A 17,982-nucleotide genomic window follows, 5' to 3' on the forward strand; every position below is an offset into this window, starting at 1 on the left:
TGTCACAATCGGCCGGTCAACCCTCGGTAACGATCGAGTATAAGACTGTTAGGAGTGGGCGCACAGACAGTATATATGGGGCTAACTGCTGAATTTCGACTATTCTCAGAACACGACCCGTTGATTCAACTCGTCCGTGCAGTACCAGAGTGTACGATCACTGTCGAACACGACGAACAGACCGCTGCCGGACCGATCGTATTCGTCCTCCGCGTGGTATGTCGGTCGTTCGAGACGTTCGAGGAAACTCTTGAAAGTAAGCCTGCGGTCCTAGAATTTACGCCCATCAGCGAGGAGAGTTCGGTGCGTATCTATCACACAGTTTTCGAGGACCGATATCCCGAGGAGATGGACGAACTGCTGTTCAACAAGACGCTCGTCGAACGATGGTGGGTCACGAGCGATGGGGAACATCTCAAACAGCAGTTCGCCGACCGTGACGAACTCGCTGCCTATCGTGACAGCTGCCGGAAGATGGACATCAGTTTTCGACTCGACCGGCTGTACGAGTCGAGCGGCGACGACGATCGTATCCCTGGTGTCTCCGAAAAGCAACACGAAGCCCTCCGTGCAGTCTACGAGGCAGGCTACTTCGATGTTCCTCGACAGGCATCGCTCAGAGACGTTGCCGACTCGCTCGATATTTCCCGATCAGCGCTTGCCGAACGACTCCATCGTGGCCAGGCACACGTTCTTGAGCACTATTTCTCGGACAATCCAATTTAAAACCCGGACTATGTGGGGCTCCAGTGATCTGCGCCCGCACCTCAGTATAGGTATACTCGATGGAGGAATCAACGACGAATGAGCCTGTCTCGCAAGACGTCACGGCAACGGGTACCCCCTCACAGAATCAGTCGATCAACGTAACCGATGGCCAGTTATTCAAGCCGCTGTTAGTCCTCTCAGCACCGATCGTTCTCGCAGAGGGGCTCGATATCGTCTACTTCCTGGTTGACCTCTACTGGATTGGCCATCTCGGAACCAATGCGGTGACGGCGATGTCCTACTCGTGGCCGATTGTCTACCTCGGGATGAGCATCGGGCTCGGTGTGGTAACGGCAGGGACAGTCCTCGTCGCACGGCACAAAGGCGGTGGTCAATTACCCGCGATTCAATCAGTAGCCGGGGGGACCATCTCGTTCGTAACGGTCCTCTCTCTTGTGCTCGCGATCATCGGATACATCCTCGCACCGTGGTTGCTCACGCTCGTCGGTGCAACTCCCGGTACGGAACCACACACGCAGGCCGTCGGATACACGCGTATCACGTTCCTCGGTCTGGTCCCTATGTTCTGGTTCTTCGTCTTCAACGCACTCTCTCGCGGCTGGGGCGATACGAAAACCCCACTCAAACTGATGGGAATCAGCGCATTTGTCAACATCCTCATTGATCCGTTCGTGATTCACGGATTCTCGGCTAATCCGATCTTCGAGTGGGCTGGACGCCACTCACTCGAGTACTCGCTGTACGCCTGGACCGGGTTCGCTGGCTACGGCATCGAGGGCGCTGCGATCGCAACGATCGTTGCCCGATCGATCGCCGCTGCACTCGGTCTGTACGTGCTCTTTTCCGGACGGATCGGGTTCGAGCTGACAATTGGTTCGCTTCGGCCACGTCGCTCGACACTCGTCGAAATCGTCACGATCGCATCTCCCACAGCAGTCGAGATGGGCGTTCGCGCAGGCGGCGTCGCGATCCTGACAGCAGTTCTCGCCATCGAAGGGGACGCTGCCGTCGCGGCGTACGGCATCTCCGAGTACCTGGTTGGGATCCTGTTCGTTATCTCACTCGGACTTGCCCGCGGGGTGGAGACGACCGTCGGGCAGAATCTCGGTGCCGGCCAGCAATTCCGTGCCAAACGCGCAGTATACCTCTCTGCGGGGATGGCAGGTGTCCTGTTCGTCTGCATCGTCGCCGCTGCCTACCCGTTCGCCGAATCGATCGTGAGCGTGTTTCTGGGCGTCGAAGGTGGTGACGTGGCTGCTGGTGCGATTAGAGAGAACGGTGCCTCCTTTGTCCGGATTGTCGGACCAGCACTGGTCTTCTTCGCCGTGTTCCAGGTAACCCTCGGCGCGTTTCGTGGGAGCGGAAACACGACACTCGCGATGCTCCTGGCCACGCTGGAACTGGTGGTGTTCCGTATTCCGTTGAGTTACGCCGCACTCGTCTGGTTTGGGGCCGGTATCACTGGCGTGTGGTATGCGATTGCGCTGTCTTACATCATCTCGTCGGTGATCGCCGTCGTGTGGCTCGTCCGCGGGACGTGGATCCTGCCGTCCTCGCTGCCAACACAGCACTGACGCTATCATCCACGAGTTCCTGCCCATCAAAACAATCGCCCTCGCTGTGCCAGTGTCTTTGTGCCAGTGTGACTGCGCAACTTCCGGAACGACACAACGACGCAAAAGATAGTATCAACCGCTGTCTCGGCTTCTTTCGAGTGGCGACCGCTCAGTCAGTCGTCGATCGGCGCTGCACTCGAGAGCGCCTCGTCGATTTCGGCCTCTTCCATCTTGTCGACCAGGGCGTCGATGACCTCCTCGCGCTTGCCCTTCACGAACTTGATCGAGCCGACGACGAGGTGGCCGCCGCCGGAGACACCGCCACCTGGCACTTCCTCCTCGAGTTCCGAGACCATCTGCGGGATGTCGAGGCGAACGCCGTCGGAGCGGAGCACGGCGAAGTCAGGGCCGTAGCCGACCGTGATGACGGGATCCCCGGTCTCCTCGATTTTCCGGTCGTGGATTTCGCCGGTCGTCTTGCCCGGTGCGGGGTAGGTAAAGCGGTGGGCGTAGTTCTCGACGTCGATCCGGTAGAGGTGTGCGCCGTTGTCCAGATCCTCGTGTTCGAGGTGGGCCATCGCGGCGTCGAGTTGCTCGTCGACCTCCTCGCCGGCACGGTCGGCGAAGAACGAAACGAGGTCGCGGTGGCGCTCCTCCTCGTCGCTGTCGATCTGGAGCAGGTCCTGGATGAGCTGGTCGCCGGAGTTGTAGCGCAGCCAGAAGGCCGCGTAGTCGAGCGCCTCGCTCACGTCCTGCAGTCGATCCTCGTCGTAGCCCTCCTCGACGGCGAGGTCGATGTAGTCGTCCATCGCGTCGGCCTTCGAACGGTCCGAAATGCCGGCGACGGCGGGGACGTGGCGGAGTTCGTCCGTAATCTCCGGGAAGATCATCCGCGCGAGTTCGACACACAGCATTCCCGTCGTGATCCGGTAGTCCTCGTCGTGGAGGTACGGGTTGACGTGGGCGTCGAGCAAGTCACCGACAGCGTCCGGGTCAGGGTGGTGGTGATCCACCGCGACAATCGGGATGTCGTAGTGTGCCAGCGTCTCGTAGGCCGGCACGTCCTCGGCCGTCGATCCGTTGTCGAGCATGAGCAAGAGGGGAAGCTGCTGGCCGTGTTTCTCGCGGTCCTCGAGTGCGAAGTTCAGGTCACGGGTCGCGTCCTCCATCTCGTAGAACGGGGCCTTGGCGGGCAGGCGCTTGATGAGGTGCTGTGGCGCGTTCTCGTCCTCGTGTACCTCGGCGATGAAGCGCTCGAGTGCGATCTGGACCGGCACCGCGGCGCACATCCCGTCGCCGTCTGCGTGGTGGCGAACGCGAATCGGGCGGCCCTCGAGTACCGTCCGGCGCAGCAGGGTGGCGACCTCACGCAGATCATCTCGGAGTTTTTCGAACGCGGGCCAGTCGATCAGCGGCTCGATGTCGTGTGGTTCGGCGCGCGCTTCGAGCGCGTCCTCGAGTCGCTCGCGGGCCTCCTCGGCGGTCTCGCCCTCGAGTTTCGAGAGGCCGTCGACTTCGATCTGGACGGAGCCCTCGCGGTGTTCGGGCGTCCCGGTGACGCGGACGATGTCGCCGACCTCGACCTGCGGGTAGGCGCGGACGCCGGCCTCTTCGAAGGCGGCACAGGGGACGACGCCGGATTCGTCGGTGACGTGGAAGATCGTCGGGCCGCCGGTCTGTTTGACCTGCACGACCTCGCCTTCAAGGTGGATCTGTTCGCCGATGGTTCCCTCGAGACGGTCGGTGCCGGTCAGGGTGTAGTCGTGGGTGACGGATTCGACAGTCGTCTCGTCGTCGAGTTCGACCCCGGCTGGCTCGAACGCCATATCGCCGTTGTCGCGAACGGTCTCGAGTTCGACGACGAGCTCGTCGCCGACGGCAAAGGTGCCGTCGAGAACGGACTCGTGGACGAGGCCGGAGACGGATTCGGAGAGATCGACGAAGACGCCGTAGTCGACGATACCGTTGATTTCAGCGAGGTAGGGTTGGTTCTGCTCGACATCCTCTGCGGTACAATCTGCATCGAGATCGTAGACGACGGAATCCCCGTCGTCTTCGCCGGGGACCCCGGCGGACTCACGTGTCATCTATGAGTGTTCGGTTAGTGACGGTCGCGTATAACCCTTGTCAAGAAGGGATCTCAGCCGTCGATCCGAAAACTGCAGGCAGTAGCGGGGGTGTCGTCGTGATGGCTCTGTCGGCTGGTTCGAGTTGATCAACGATACCCGCCGGCTGGGTCGATGAGACAACGAACACGTGGACACACGGATACACGGACACACCACCCGCCACGCGACCATCGGAACGTTTAGCAACCGCACCCTCCGATGATGGTGTATGGGGCTGCTCGACGCGCTGTTTCGCTCGAACGAAATCCTCGGCATCGCCGAGGAGACACTGGAGTTCGCGATCGAATCCTCGGAAGCCTCCCATCCCAACGAGTACATGGGCTTTCTACGAGGCACCGAGGCGACGCAGCTGGGACTCGAGCAAGACGGCCTCGTCATCACGGACGTGCTGGTGGTGCCGGGAACGGAGGCAAACAGCGTGAGCGCGACGGTCAAGACGAGCCAGATTCCGAACGACGTGAAGGCTCTCGGGAGCGTTCACTCCCATCCAAACGGTGTGATCAGCCCGAGCAGCGCGGATCTGGAGACGTTCGGCCGCGGGAGCGTGCACATCATTATCGGCGCACCGTACCGACGCAGCGACTGGAAGGCGTTCGACTCGCAGGGCAAGCGGACGACCCTGAACGTGATCGACGTCAATCTCCCCGAGACGGAGGACTTCTTCGATTTCACGCAGGCGGATATCGACGAAGAACTGTATTGAGATGGCAGACTGCGTGAGCGTGAGATGGACACTGGCACCGAAACCGAACGCGAGGCCGGCACCGACACCGATACCGGTATCCACATGATGATCCAGCAGACGAACACGAAACGCCAGCGACAACGGCGACAGATCTTGATTTCGAGAACGGGACTGAGGACGAATCTATGACGAACGATACTCCACGGACGGTGATCGCGCAGGGAACCTTCGATCTGTTACACCCCGGCCACGTCCACTATCTCGAGGAAGCTGCCGCGATGGGCGACGAACTGTACGTGATCGTCGCGCGGCAATCGAACGTCGATCACAAGGAAGCACCCATCTGTTCGGCCGCCCAGCGACGGGACGTCGTCAATGCACTCGAGGTCGTCGACGACGCGCTCCTCGGCCACGAGGAGGACATTTTCGTGCCGATCGAACGGATCGATCCTGACGTGATCGCGCTCGGTCACGACCAGCACCACGACGGGGCAGCCATCGAGGACGAACTCGAGCGCCGCGGCATCGACTGCACTGTCGAGCGTGCAAGCGGCCGCGAGTCGACGCGCGAGGACGAACTGCTCTCGACGCGCTTGATTATCGATCGGATTCTCGACCGACGCGGATAGTGAGAATCCCTCTCTACGGCAACGGTCTCCTCTCCGGAGACGGCTCACACCTGTCTGCCAGCGTAACAGTCACACGTGGATATCGAATCGCTGACTTAGAAACAAGCAATGATTGCCGTTGTCGACGACAATCCTGTCGGCGACCAGTGGTTTGACGCTCGAACGCGACCGACGGTGATGACACCCGTTTGAACCCGCGTCAATTCTTTCCCCTATCTCACCAAAACTGCCATAATTGCCGGGTAGAGGCGCTGAATCCGCAAACTTTTGAAGGTGGAGCGCAGACAAATTGACCATGCAGACCGATCCAACTCGCAGGACGTTTCTGGCGGGCAGCGCGACTGCAGGTATCGTTGCAGTCGCCGGCTGTGCCAGCGACGGGGATGGCAATGGTGGCGAAAACGGCGATGAGAACGGCGCTGAAAACGGCGACGAGAACGGAGACGCCGAAGAGTTCGACTACACCGTCGACGCCGAACTCGAGGAGGGAGACGGTTCCTACGAACTCTGGGCGCTCGACCAGGGCCGCGACGACATCTTCACGTACGAACCAGCCCCGGAGGGAGACGACGAGTTCGCACTGACGAACCACATCAACCTGAACGAACTCGATGGCCTCCCGGAGGAGGGCATCGTTCCGCACATGATCGACTTCAGTTCGGACTACGAGTACGCCGCCATCGCCTGTACGGCCGGCGCGCGGACGCTCGTCTTCCGAACCGAGGATCACGAACTCGTCGCAGACATCGACACCGGCCAGGGCTCGCACATGGCTGCGTTCTCGCCCGAAGACGACTACATTCACGTCGACGCCATCGACGAGGGTGCGATTGTCCGCGTCGACGCGGACCTCGAGAGCGAGGCGTTCGAGGTCGTCGACGAAATCGTCGTTCTGGAGGACGACACCGTTCAGGACGCCGGTATCGAGAGCGGTTCGCCGATCTGTCACCAGTACGCCCACGACGGGCGCTCGCTGCACACGCTCGGACCGAGCTACCACGACGGCGCGCTCGTGATCGTCGACCACGAGGAGTTCACCGTCGATAGGGCGATTTCCGGCGACACGCTGCCGACGAACTGTGGCACGATGCCACACCCGACCGAGGAGAAGTTCTACCTCACCGCTGGCCTGCCATCGAGCGACAGTGGGGGCGTCGGTGACTTCTACGTCTACGACACCGCCGAGGACGAGGTCATCGTCGACGGCGAGTCCACCGAGGGCATCGACGCACACGGCTTCTGGTTCACGCCGGACGGCGAGGAGCTGTGGGTGCTGAACCGCGAGACCAACGACGGCGTCATCGTCGACCCCGAGACCGACGAAGTCAAAGAGACGATCGACGCCTACGGTCCGGATCAGTCTGACGACCCTGGAGAAAGGGACGCACCTGACATTATGTGGACCTCGCCCGACGGCGAGTACATGTTCGTCACCCTTCGCGGCCCTGCACCACTCTCTGGCGACCCGCACGCCTCGACCGGTGTGACGCCTGGCGTCTCGGTTATCAGCGTCGAGGACCGCGAGCACGTCGACGTCCTCGAGCCGTTCCCGATCGAGGAGTTCGACGACGAGCACGTCGAACTCGCACAGGACGAGGAAGAAGAGGGGCCACGAACGCCTGACTTCCACGGCCTCGGTGTTCGCCCGATCGAGCAGTTCGATACCGCAATTTCGAACTCGCCGCCGTTCTAACGCGGGCACAGACGAGCCGGTGTCTCGGTTCGATATCTCGCTTTTGACGCTGCTTCGGTGTGAGTGACGTTACCGGAACAGATAGTGGCCGAGTGCGACGAGGAGTCGTAGTACCATCCGCACGACCACGGACAGGAGTCGCAGCGAACCGATCAACAATAGCGCGACTAGTGCGATCACCAGGCCCGCTCCTACGGCAAACAGGACGAACGGGAGCCACACCAGCAAGGTGCCGAGCAGTCCGACCGCCGACCGATCAGTCTCGAACGCGTCATCGTCGAACACGAGTTCGGCCCGCTCTGTGTCTGCATCTCCCGTCCACCGGAGGGTTTGCCCGCCACGGTCGACAAAGGCATCATCCGCATTGTGGTGGGCCGCCTGCCCGGGTGCCTCCACGGTCAGTGACGCATCCGTCCCAAATTCGTCGTGGAGTGCTTCGACGGGCGGTTCGTGTCGCGTCGGGACATTCGTCAGGACCGCCTCGTGGCGGACACGAACTTCACGTCCGACGTCACCCACCTCACTCCCAGCAGTTGTGTTCGCCGACGTGAGCGTGACAACCGGGTCGCCGTGGTACTCGAGTCCCGTCCCAGTTTCCGCCTGCAGGTCGAACGCGTGTTCGAGTCGGTCGGCACTGTCGTGCCACTCGTGCGTGATGGTGTCGTTTGCGGCTCGTTGTGCTGTCGTGTGGTTCTGGATGAGGTACTGCTCGTGGACGGTGAGCGAGAGCTGACTCCCTGGTGGGTCACCAGCCAGTTCCACCTCCAGTTCGTACGTTGCGTTGCTGAACGCGGAACTGTTGTTCCCCGACTGGTCTGCGAGGGTTGCGCTGCTTCCGGTGCTTCCCGCGCTTGCGCTGCTTGCGGTACTCAACTGTACCGTCCCTTCAGCCACCCCATCGGTGAAGATATCTCGACCGTCTGCTGGGTCGTCGGCCGCATGCACCGGTGCTGCCTGGAGTGAGAGGAGGAGAACGGCCGCGAACAGACCGATTCCAGTCAGATACCCAACTGTCCGTCTGGTTGACCGACTCGGGACACGTTTCTCCAGCCGGACAGTCATTATCCCAGAACGTTCTTGTCGGTAGAAATAGCTTCTGGGGGAACTGACACTGGCTCGTGTGAATAGCGAGAAGAGACCACAGCGTGCCCTGTGAGACGTTGAGACGACGCTAAACGAGGAGGAGTACTGTATCAGTTCAGTCGAATAATCGGCGGCGGCAACCGGAACGAATCCACAGTATGGCCAGTTTCGACGAAGTGTTCGATCGCTTGTTTCGAAACGTCTGCTTCGGTTCGTCCGTCAGCAGTGCTGCACTGCCACTCACACTCCAGACAGTATTTGTGCATTTACATCGTTCTCGGTTGCACCACTAAGAAAGTCTCGTGCAGGACATAGAAGGCGCGCGTCAATCGGGAAGACAGTCAGGCAGTCAGCCAGCTACCCACCCAGCCGGTCAGGTCGCCAGCCACGCAGTACCTACTCAGTACCCACTCGAGTCCGAATCGCGAGTGACACCGGGGTTCGTCACCGCACCGTTTGCAGCCGAGTCGAAGTCGCGGCCGTACTTCGCCAGCACACCGCTGTCGTACGCCGGCGCGGGCTGGTCCCACTCCTCGCGGCGGGCGTCGAGGTCGGCATCGTCGAGGCCGACTTCGAGTTCGCGTTCCGGAATATCGACCGTGATCTCGTCGCCATCCTCCAGCAGTCCAATGGGGCCGCCGACGAACGCCTCGGGGGCAACGTGGCCGATCATCGGTCCGCGGGTACCGCCGGAGAACCGGCCGTCCGTAATGAGCGCCACGTCGTCCTCGTGACCCGCTCCGACGACCGCGGCGGTGACGCCGAGCATCTCGCGCATGCCGGGGCCACCCTTCGGTCCCTCGTTGCGGATGACGATCACGTCGCCGCTCTCGATGTGACCCTCCTGGACGTACTGCATGGCAGCCTCCTCGTCCTCGAAGACACGGGCAGGCCCCTGGTGGTAGAACTCGTCATCGCCGGTGACCTTGAGCACCGCGCCGTCGGGCGCGAGGTTGCCTGAGAGGATCTTGATCGCGCCCTCGTCCTCCTTGGGGTCGTCGACGGGGTAAAGGAAGTCCGCCTCGATCTCGTCGTCCGCTGGCAGGTCGAGCCGCTCGAGTTCCTCCGCCACAGTTCGGCCGGTGACGGTCATCGCATCGCCGTGGTAGAGATCGGACTCGAGTAGCCGACGGATGACGACCGGGACGCCGCCGAGCTCGTGAAGATCATTCATCACGCTGTCGCCGCCGGGCGCGAGGTCGGCGATCTTCGGCGTCCGCTGTGAGATTTCGTCGAAGTCCTCGATCTCGAGGTCGACGCCGGCCTCGCGGGCGAGTGCGAGCAGGTGCAGCACGCCGTTGGTCGAGCCGCCGATCGCGGTCTGGAGGGCGATGGCGTTCTCGAAGGACTTGCGGGTGAGGATGTCCGAAGGGCGGCGATCCTCCTCGACGACTTCGACGGCGAGTTCGCCGGCGCGGCGGGCGACCTCGTACCGTTCTTCGTCCTCTGCGGGCGGGGAGGCGCTGCCGAGGGGTGCCAGACCGAGCGCTTCGGAGATGGAAGCCATCGTGTTCGCGGTGAACATGCCGCCACAGGAGCCTGCACCGGGGCAGGCACTGCGCTCTAGGTCGTCCAGTTCCTCGGCGTCCATCTCGCCGGTGCCATAGGTGCCGACGCCCTCGAAGACGCTGACGATGGTCACGTCCCGACCCTCGTGCTGGCCCGGCATGATCGAGCCGCCGTAGAGGAAGACCGAGGGCAGATCCGTCCGGATCGCGGCCATCATCATTCCGGGTAGGTTCTTGTCACAGCCCGCGACGGTGACGAGACCGTCGATGCGCTCGCCGAACGACACGAGTTCGACGCTGTCGGCGATGAGTTCTCGCGAGATGAGTGAGGCTTTCATCCCCTCGGTCCCCATCGAAATCGCATCCGAGATGGTGATCGTGCCGAACTCGATCGGCATCCCGCCGGCTTCGTCCGCGCCCTCGAGTGCGGACTCGGCGACGTCGTCGAGGTGGACGTTACAGGGGGTGATGTCGGCCGCCGGATTCGGCACGCCGATCATCGGCGAGGAGAGATCGTCGTCGTCGAATCCCATTGCGCGGAACATCGCCCGGTGGGGTGCCTTCTCCGCCCCTTCGGTAACCTCGCGGCTCCGGAGGCGTTCGTCTTTGCCGTAGTCGAACTCGTCGCTGCTCATGCTCGGACCTTGCGTCGGGAGACCATAAGTCACCGTTTGTCGGTCGTTCTTTCCACGGATTGAGCGGACCGGGCACAGGCGTGTCACCGTTCGGTCATCGTTTGTCCACTCGGGTGACCGTCACAGATTCTTACTGATTCTGGAGGAAGAAAGTTTATACCGTCCCATTTATCTCATCGAAGCATGGCACGCGACGATCCGGTACAACAGGATTCGGACGCACAGTCAGCCAACCAACTTCCCAATCTCGTGACGATCGTTGGTCGCGGGGTTCCCTCGATGTTCGAAATCGCCGTCGACGGCGAGATCGAGATGGTCGCAGACGACCCCGTTTCCGAGGGTGTCGTGGTTTCTGAGAAGGTCGCAGAGGGGACGATCGATGTGGGTGTCCAGCGGTTCCGATTCGCCGGCGAGATGGCGAACGTTCACGTGGTCGACTGGAACGGTGTCCCCGCGCCAGAGTCCGCGAGTACGCCGACGGTCCACGTCGAGTACGGCGCACCGAGTCGGTAATCGCTGCGTATAGCGCCCCTATTCTGCTATCTACTTCTGTCGTCTACTGTTACGTCTACTACTCACAGCGACTGTCTCACAGTGACTGTCGTCAGGCGTTGCCAGCGTCGAAACCTCCTTTCCAAGACCGACCGATAGTGCGTACACATGCCGAACGCGAGCGACCCGAGCGCTGGGCCCCCCTCACAGGCCGACAGAGAACACGGCGTCACCGTCACCGTCAGCGCCGGCGCTCGCCTCCACGTCGGCTTCCAGAACCTCTCGCTCGCACGCGAACGGCTCTACGGCGGCATTGGCATCGGACTCGAGTCGCCCCGCGTCACCGTCACAGCCACCCGCGCCGACGAACTGGTCACCGACGGTCCGCTCGTGCGCGAGTACGCCAAACGAGCCACCGATGTACTCGATGTCCCCGGCGTTGAGATCGGTCTCGAGAAGCCACTGCCACGACACGTCGGTCTCGGGAGCGGGACCCAGCTCGCCCTCTCGGTGCTCGCAGCGACGGCCCACGCCTACGGCCTGGACCCACAGGTCAGGACGAACGCGCCCGCACTGGGACGGGGCGGCCGCAGCGGCGTCGGCGTCGCCACCTTCGAGAACGGCGGCTTCGTCGTCGACGCCGGCCACCCGACGAATCGGTTTACGACCGCGCCGCCCGACGAAGGCGACTGGACAGTCCCACCCGTTGTCGCGCGCCACGATCTGCCCGAGGACTGGCGCTTCCTCGTGGTCGTCCCCGACGCAGACCCCGGCCGCAGCGGCGAGAACGAGGATGCCAGTATGCGCACCGTCGTCGAACGCGCCGACCCCGCCATCGCGGACGAACTCGCCGGCGTCGTCACCCGGAAACTGCTGCCCGCCGCTGCCGCGGGCCGACTCGAGGCCTTCGGCGAAGCCATCCGCGAAATCGGCCGGAAGAACGGCGCGTGGTACGCCGACGCCCAGGGCGGCGTCTTCCGCCCGCCCGCCGGTGAACTGGTGGAGGCACTCGAGTCCTGTCCGGTTCTCTCGGGGATCGGGCAGTCCTCGTGGGGACCAGTCGTCTACGGCGTAACGGACCGCGGCCACGCCGAGGAAGCGGTCGCCGCGGCCGAGGACGCACTCGCAGAACGCGGACTGTCGGGTGAGGTGCTGATCTCGCGTGCGTCGACGACTGGGGCACCGGTCGAGAAGCCTTCCTGAGACAGATATCGAGAAGCATCACTGAGGCTGATAGTACCAGCCAGCGCGATAGTCGCGGCGATCGCGGAGACGGTTCTAAGCCGCTCCTGGGTGGGGGCCTACTATGCGTCGACGACGTTACCTTGCGGCGGGTCTGGGGTTCGGTGGCATGGCACTGGCGGGAAGCACACTGTACTCGAGTGCCAGTGCACGGCAGGATACCGACCAGACAACGGAATCGGAGCCGATCATGTTCAGCGATACTGGGTCGATAGTCACTGACGAGTTTGAACTCGAAGATGGCGTCACGATCGTCGAAAGTGTCCACGACGGCGACTCGAATTTTATCGTGAACCTCGTTCCAGTGACCGGCGATCGGGCGGAGTTGCTCGTCAATTCGATCGGTGCGTACACCGGTGCAACGGGGCTCATCGCCGCGGCAGGACAGTATCTGCTGGATGTTGATGCCGATGGGAGCTGGGGGATCGAAATCCAGCAGCCACAGGCGACGGACGACGATGCCGAGTCGTTGCCTGCTTCACTTGCAGGCGACACTCCGGACTGGGCGGGGCCGTTTCAGTTCGAGGGACTCAGTGAGGCTCGTGGCGTCCACGAGGGACAGGGGAACTTCATCGTTGAAATTCTCCCGCAAGAAGAGTCCGTCTTCGGCCTCACGTTTCCCGAACTCGTATTCAACGAACTCGATCACTTCGAGGGCGAGACGACGTTTTCACTCGAAGGAATTGGATACCTCGTCGTCGACGCTGCGGGTCCCTGGGAGGTCGAGCTACTGTCGCACTGACAGCACCACACACGAACGGTGATGACGACGTATTTTTTGCACAGCCGACCGTACAGTCGGGGTATGCAGTTCTGTGACGACTGCGGCTCGATGATGATGGCTGAGGACGACCGGATGGTCTGTACGAACTGTGGCGCCGCGAGCGAGCGCGACCGCGAGCGCGAAGACGAGTTCGTCACGACCGAGTCCCAGACCGACGATGAGGTCATCGAATCCGACGAGAACGCGAACTTCGAAGGTAAGCCGAAGGCGACCGATGTCGTCTGCGACGAGTGTGGGACCCAGGAAGCCTGGTACACGCTGAAGCAGACCGCCTCGGCGGACGAGCCGCCGACGCGATTCTTCAAGTGCACGGAGTGTGGCCATCGCTGGCGGGGTTACAACTGAGTCGGGCCGGGAACTCACTTGACACCACCACATCACCACACCGCCACACCGCCACACCGGACGCAACGTTCACAACGCCCCTCCCGTACCTCTAGACGAACACATACACAACCAATGCCCAACGGGCCACAACTACCCGGCGTCGAAACCGAGGACACCGCAGACCGCATCGTCCTCCACGTCGACGCCGACTGCTTCTACGCCGCCTGCGAGCGACTCCGCGAGCCCGACCTCCGCGGCGAGCCCGTCGTCGTCGGCATGGGCTACGAACCCGGCGACACCGTCGGCGCCGTCGCCACCGCCAGCTACGAAGCCCGCGAGTTCGGCGTCGAAAGCGCCCAGGCGATCTCGACCGCACTCGAGTCCCTGCCGCGGCGCGCCGCCCTTTCACCAGACGCAGACGACCACGATCCGGAACTGAGCGAGGATGAAACCGGCTACTACCGCCCCGTCGACATGGACTTCTACGAGTCCGTCGCGGCCGAGGTTCGGGAGATTCTCCACGACTGTGCGGACATCGTCCGTGAGGTGAGCATCGACGAGGCCTACCTCGACGTGACCGAGCGCACCGCCTGGGAGGTCGCGGACGGCTTCGCCCGGCACGTCAAGGACCGCATTCGTCGCGAGGTCGGCGTCGTCGTCAGCATCGGCGTTGCGCCAACGATGAGCGCCGCGAAGATTGCGAGCGACTTCGACAAGCCGGACGGGTTGACCGTCGTCGAGCCCGGAGAGGTGCGGGAGTTTCTCGCCCCGCTGGACGTCGAGTTGCTTCACGGTGTCGGTCCCGTGACGGCTCGCGAACTCCGGCAAATGGGACTCGAGACGGCCGCCGACGTGGCCGCGGCCGATCCCGACCCGCTGGTCGAGCGCTTTGGCGAGCGCGGCCGGGAACTCTACGACCGCGCCCGCGGCGACGACGACCGGCGCGTCGAACCGAAAGGAGACCCCAAGAGCTTCTCTCGGGAGTCGGCCTTCGCCGAACCTGTATCCGACCCAGAACCCAAATACGAACAGATCGAGACCCTCGCGGCGGCCGTCGCCGACCGCGCCCAGCGCGAGGGCGCGCTGTACAGAACCGTCGGTGTCAAGGCCGTCCTGCCGCCGTTCGACGTCAACACCAGAGCCCGGTCGCTTCCCGGCCCGGTCGACGACCCCGACCTCGTCGAGCGGATCACCCGCGACCTGTTCACCGAGTTCGAGACGGAACCGGTTCGAAAGCTCGGCGTTCGCGTCGCCAATCTCGAGTTCGCGACGGCGGATCAGACGAGTCTCGACGGCTGGGACGGCGCGGAGACGGCGTCCGATGGGTCTGACGAAGAGGCAGTGGAGATGAGAGACGAGAGGAAGGAAGGGGAGGAAACAGAGGTACTCGAGTCCAGCACGGATTCAGAATCGGACCCGGATTCGAATTCGGGCTCGGAACTAGAATCCGACACGGGCCTTCAATCGAACTCCAGTACCAGGCCGGAACTGGACTCCGAAACAGATGCCGTTGCCCTCTACGAGTTTGAAGCCAAGGCCGAGTCAGAATCCGAGGCGGAATCCGAACCCGAACCCGAACCAGAACCAGGACCCGAACCAGAACCCGAACCTGCGCCCCACGCCGAAACCGAATCCGGCTCGGTTACGAGCGCTGACGGACAGGAAGCACTGACGGCGTTTACCGGTAGTGTCGAACACGACCGTACCACAGAAGACGCAACCACCGGCGACGATAGCACACCAGTCGAGACCAGCGATGAAGCCAAGCCCGAATCTACCCGGTCCGAAACTGAGTCGCCTCGGTCAGCCCATCGGATCCCCGAGGACCAAACAGTACTGGCTGATTTTACATAGCCCCAGAAGCGCAGTATTACCGACTCCCCGTCTCGAGCGTCCGGGTAACGGCCGTTCTCGTGCCAATCAACGTTCCAACTGGTCGGAACGACGAGAACACTGATATTATAACAGTTCCCGCACAACGGCAGCGTAGACAGTACGCTCTCGATCGTCTATGACTGAGGATTTCTACGACCTTCTCGAGCTTCCATCCGACGCCTCCCAGGAGGATATCAAAGACGCATACCGCGAGAAGGTTCGCATCTACCACCCGGATCTGAACGACGATGACCGCGCGCAAGCGCAGTTCGTCGCCGTCAAGAAAGCCTACGAAATCCTCAGCGAACCGGTCGAGCGCCAGGCCTACGACCGTCTCGGGCACAAGGATTACGTCGCCAAGCGAACCAGCGGCATCCCCGACCCGGAAGTCTGGGCGAGTTCGGACGACGACTCGAGTACGAGCGCGGACTCGAGTACGGGCACGAGTTCGAGTTCGAGTTCGCGCTCCAGTTCCGGTTCCAGTTCGGGCACCAGTTCAGACTCACGCTCGAACAGCAGGCGGACGACAAAGACGACGGCTGGGCGCTCGTCGACATCGACATCGACATCGACGTCGACGTCACAGTCAGGATCGACGAGTGGGGCAAAAAGCGGAGAAAGCGGGCGGAGTGGTAGCAGCCGAAACCGAACGAAGCGCGACTCGTCCAGTTCCAGTCGGAACTCGAGTTCGTCGTCGAGTTCTCGGTCCCGGTCTCGTTCACGCTCTCGTTCCAGCACCAGTTCGGCCGGTTCCAGTTCCAACTCGAGTTCGAGTGGCACCTCGTCCAGTTCACGCCGCCGGTCGAGTGGGTCAGAGTCGGATTCGAGTTCGAGTTCGAGTTCGCGTTCCCGGACGAAGACAGAGACGGCATCAGCCAGCACCTCGAGCGAGACAGCGACCACCCGGAACTCGAGAACACGCACGCAGCAGACGTCGAGTACAGCCGCTGGGAGGAGCGGGGGGACCGGCGGAACGGCGAGCGCTCCTGGCACCGCCGACTCGAGTACAGCCGCCGATTCCGGCACCGACACTGACTCCGACACCGACGACTCGAACACCCGCTTCACCTGGCTCCGTACCAACCCACTCGCACGCTGGTGGCGTCGCCAGCGCTTCGGCCTTGCCTTGCTCTGGCTCTCGGTGCTCGTCTATCTCGCCGGTCTCGCCGACTTCGCGCTCGGCAACGAGACGGGACTCGAGTCACTTCGCACCGAACTGGCCGCCGTCGGAACCGACCCCGCCGCGATCTGGGGGGTACTCGAGAGCGGCCGGTACGGCATCGACACCGGCGCGGTGTTCGTCCAGCGCTCGGAGATCGTGACACCACCGGTCGCGCCGATGGAATGGTACGCTGCGCTGGGCGGGTTCGTCGCACTCGTACTCGGCGCGATACTGGTCGTTCGACTCGGCTGGCGCGAGGAGACCTGGCGGCCGCTCTCGATCGACGAGACCATCCTGCTCGCAATCGCGCTCGGGATTTCGACGACGCTGGTCGGCGGACTGCTGCTCGCCGGTGCGGTGTTGATGCCGTTCCTGTTCACGGTCATCGTCGCGCACACGCGCCGCGGTCCGGGTTGGACGCCGTCGTACGCGTACGTGTTGCCGGTGTTGGCTCCGTTGTGTGGATTCGCCGCCGGGCTCGCTGGCTACGCGACGCTGCCGGCCGATCTGGTGGTGTTCGTCGTCCTGCCGCTGCTCGGCGCACTCGGGCTCCCGTTGCGGGCAACGATCAGAAAGCACCTCGGCCGCTGAGAAGCTGTCGACAGACACAACGAGACGGACCGCAGCAGCAGTACGTCTACCCGATCCGCGTCGCCACGCCCTTCGTCTGCCGATAATCACTCGCCAGAATCCCACGTAGCGTCTCGGTTATCGCCTCGCTGTCACCGTCCTCCCACTCGGTTGGATTCCGAATCGGGACGACCATGAACCCCCGGCCGCGAAGTTCCGTCGCGTGGAGGTCGGCCATATTCAGGTCGATCCGACGGCGTTGGGTCGTATACTCCCGGAGGACGTGATCCGTCGCCTGTTCGCCAACCGGCAGCAGAATGTGGGCGTTGATCGCCCGGAGTTCGGCGTCGAAGTACCGCTCGAGTTCCGCGTAGTCGCTCGCGGTCGGCTGGTGGCCGTCCGGGAGGCTGCACATGTGGACGTAGCTGAGATAACAGTTCTCGAGTACGGGCTGGTCGCGGGGGCCGCTCACGAAGTCGATGTCGGGGTCGCGGAGAACGTCCTGAATCGCGTTTCCATTCGCGGTTTCGGTGAATGGGACGCCGGTTCGCTTCCCGCCGTGGAGGCCGGGATGGTCGCCGATGACGTGGAAGTCGGCGTTGGCGTCACCGTAGCCGAAGACGGCGGTCCGTTCGTCGGGGCCGCTCCGGTCGAACGGTGGTCTGAGTCCGAACGGGTTGCTCGTCCTGTCGGTGACGTTTTGCACGGTCGTCCGAAGGAGTGGCTGGCCCATAACGGCCGCGGTTGTGGTCCAGTGCGTCTGTGTATCAGTTGTGCTGCTATAGTGACAACTGCAACTATGTACACACTGGTCACACAGCCCACTCACGGGTCACGCTGTTCCCCGCTCGTTATCCGCGGTTCTCACTCACTTCGTTCACTC

Annotated in this window: 15 protein-coding genes and 1 pseudogene; 12 read left to right on the forward strand and 4 right to left on the reverse strand. The window is 62.7% G+C overall.

Features of this window, described 5'->3' with window-relative positions:
• Positions 1-75: 75 nt before the first annotated feature.
• Together BBD46_RS14440 and BBD46_RS14445 are read left to right on the forward strand one after the other, a co-directional pair.
• Complete coding sequence (locus BBD46_RS14440; RefSeq protein ID WP_071402403.1) at positions 76-726, forward strand: helix-turn-helix domain-containing protein; 651 nt, start codon at positions 76-78, stop codon at positions 724-726.
• 59 nt (positions 727-785) lie between these two features.
• A complete protein-coding gene (locus BBD46_RS14445) occupies positions 786-2,303 on the forward strand; it encodes an MATE family efflux transporter (RefSeq protein ID WP_071402404.1) in 1,518 nt (505 codons plus the stop codon).
• 155 nt (positions 2,304-2,458) lie between these two features.
• Here BBD46_RS14445 and BBD46_RS14450 read toward each other — a convergent pair whose 3' ends face one another.
• A complete protein-coding gene (locus tag BBD46_RS14450) occupies positions 2,459-4,372 on the reverse strand; it encodes a DHH family phosphoesterase (protein ID WP_071402405.1) in 1,914 nt (637 codons plus the stop codon).
• A 250-nt stretch (positions 4,373-4,622) separates the two neighbouring features.
• Here BBD46_RS14450 and BBD46_RS14455 point away from each other — a divergent pair, with 250 nt between their 5' ends.
• The 4 genes from BBD46_RS14455 (at position 4,623) to BBD46_RS14465 (ending at position 7,421) form a co-directional block, all read left to right on the forward strand.
• Positions 4,623-5,117: a Mov34/MPN/PAD-1 family protein gene (locus BBD46_RS14455; RefSeq protein WP_071402406.1), complete on the forward strand. Its 495-nt coding sequence runs from the start codon at positions 4,623-4,625 to the stop codon at positions 5,115-5,117.
• Between the two features lie 24 nt (positions 5,118-5,141).
• Complete coding sequence (locus BBD46_RS22700) at positions 5,142-5,288, forward strand: hypothetical protein (RefSeq protein WP_171908212.1); 147 nt, start codon at positions 5,142-5,144, stop codon at positions 5,286-5,288.
• Positions 5,285-5,728 (forward strand): adenylyltransferase/cytidyltransferase family protein, encoded by a 444-nt coding sequence (locus BBD46_RS14460; RefSeq protein ID WP_071402407.1) that lies wholly within the window; start codon positions 5,285-5,287, stop codon positions 5,726-5,728. The genes BBD46_RS22700 and BBD46_RS14460 overlap by 4 nt, the downstream gene beginning before the upstream one ends.
• Before the next feature lie 295 nt (positions 5,729-6,023).
• Positions 6,024-7,421 carry a cell surface protein gene (locus BBD46_RS14465; protein WP_071402408.1) on the forward strand — a complete coding sequence of 466 codons (1,398 nt, stop codon included), beginning with the start codon at positions 6,024-6,026 and terminating at the stop codon, positions 7,419-7,421.
• 69 nt (positions 7,422-7,490) lie between these two features.
• Here BBD46_RS14465 and BBD46_RS14470 read toward each other — a convergent pair whose 3' ends face one another.
• Entirely contained in the window at positions 7,491-8,483 is a 993-nt protein-coding gene (locus BBD46_RS14470) for a hypothetical protein (RefSeq protein WP_071402409.1), read from the reverse strand.
• 421 nt (positions 8,484-8,904) lie between these two features.
• Positions 8,905-10,647 carry a dihydroxy-acid dehydratase gene (gene ilvD / locus BBD46_RS14475; protein ID WP_071402410.1) on the reverse strand — a complete coding sequence of 581 codons (1,743 nt, stop codon included), beginning with the start codon at positions 10,645-10,647 and terminating at the stop codon, positions 8,905-8,907.
• Between the two features lie 183 nt (positions 10,648-10,830).
• Here ilvD and BBD46_RS14480 point away from each other — a divergent pair, with 183 nt between their 5' ends.
• The 6 genes and pseudogenes from BBD46_RS14480 (at position 10,831) to BBD46_RS23650 (ending at position 17,120) form a co-directional block, all read left to right on the forward strand.
• Positions 10,831-11,160, forward strand: coding sequence for a hypothetical protein (locus BBD46_RS14480; protein ID WP_071402411.1), 330 nt, complete (start codon positions 10,831-10,833; stop codon positions 11,158-11,160).
• Positions 11,161-11,307: 147 nt separating this feature from the next.
• Positions 11,308-12,342, forward strand: a complete 1,035-nt coding sequence (locus tag BBD46_RS14485; RefSeq protein WP_071402412.1) for a beta-ribofuranosylaminobenzene 5'-phosphate synthase family protein — start codon at positions 11,308-11,310, stop codon at positions 12,340-12,342.
• A gap of 103 nt (positions 12,343-12,445) precedes the next feature.
• Positions 12,446-13,123, forward strand: a complete 678-nt coding sequence (locus BBD46_RS14490) for a hypothetical protein (protein ID WP_071402413.1) — start codon at positions 12,446-12,448, stop codon at positions 13,121-13,123.
• 63 nt (positions 13,124-13,186) lie between these two features.
• Positions 13,187-13,510 carry a transcription factor S gene (locus BBD46_RS14495; RefSeq protein ID WP_004216366.1) on the forward strand — a complete coding sequence of 108 codons (324 nt, stop codon included), beginning with the start codon at positions 13,187-13,189 and terminating at the stop codon, positions 13,508-13,510.
• Between the two features lie 114 nt (positions 13,511-13,624).
• Positions 13,625-14,801, forward strand: a pseudogene (dinB, locus tag BBD46_RS14500) (DNA polymerase IV); the annotation flags it as partial.
• 702 nt (positions 14,802-15,503) lie between these two features.
• Positions 15,504-17,120, forward strand: coding sequence for a J domain-containing protein (locus tag BBD46_RS23650; RefSeq protein WP_420883935.1), 1,617 nt, complete (start codon positions 15,504-15,506; stop codon positions 17,118-17,120).
• 46 nt (positions 17,121-17,166) lie between these two features.
• On the opposite strand, the gene BBD46_RS14520 is transcribed toward BBD46_RS23650, so the two are convergent.
• Positions 17,167-17,832: a uracil-DNA glycosylase family protein gene (locus BBD46_RS14520; protein WP_071402416.1), complete on the reverse strand. Its 666-nt coding sequence runs from the start codon at positions 17,830-17,832 to the stop codon at positions 17,167-17,169.
• Positions 17,833-17,982 lie beyond the last annotated feature (150 nt).

Source organism: Natrialba sp. SSL1, from assembly GCF_001861355.1.
GTDB lineage: Archaea > Halobacteriota > Halobacteria > Halobacteriales > Natrialbaceae > Natrialba.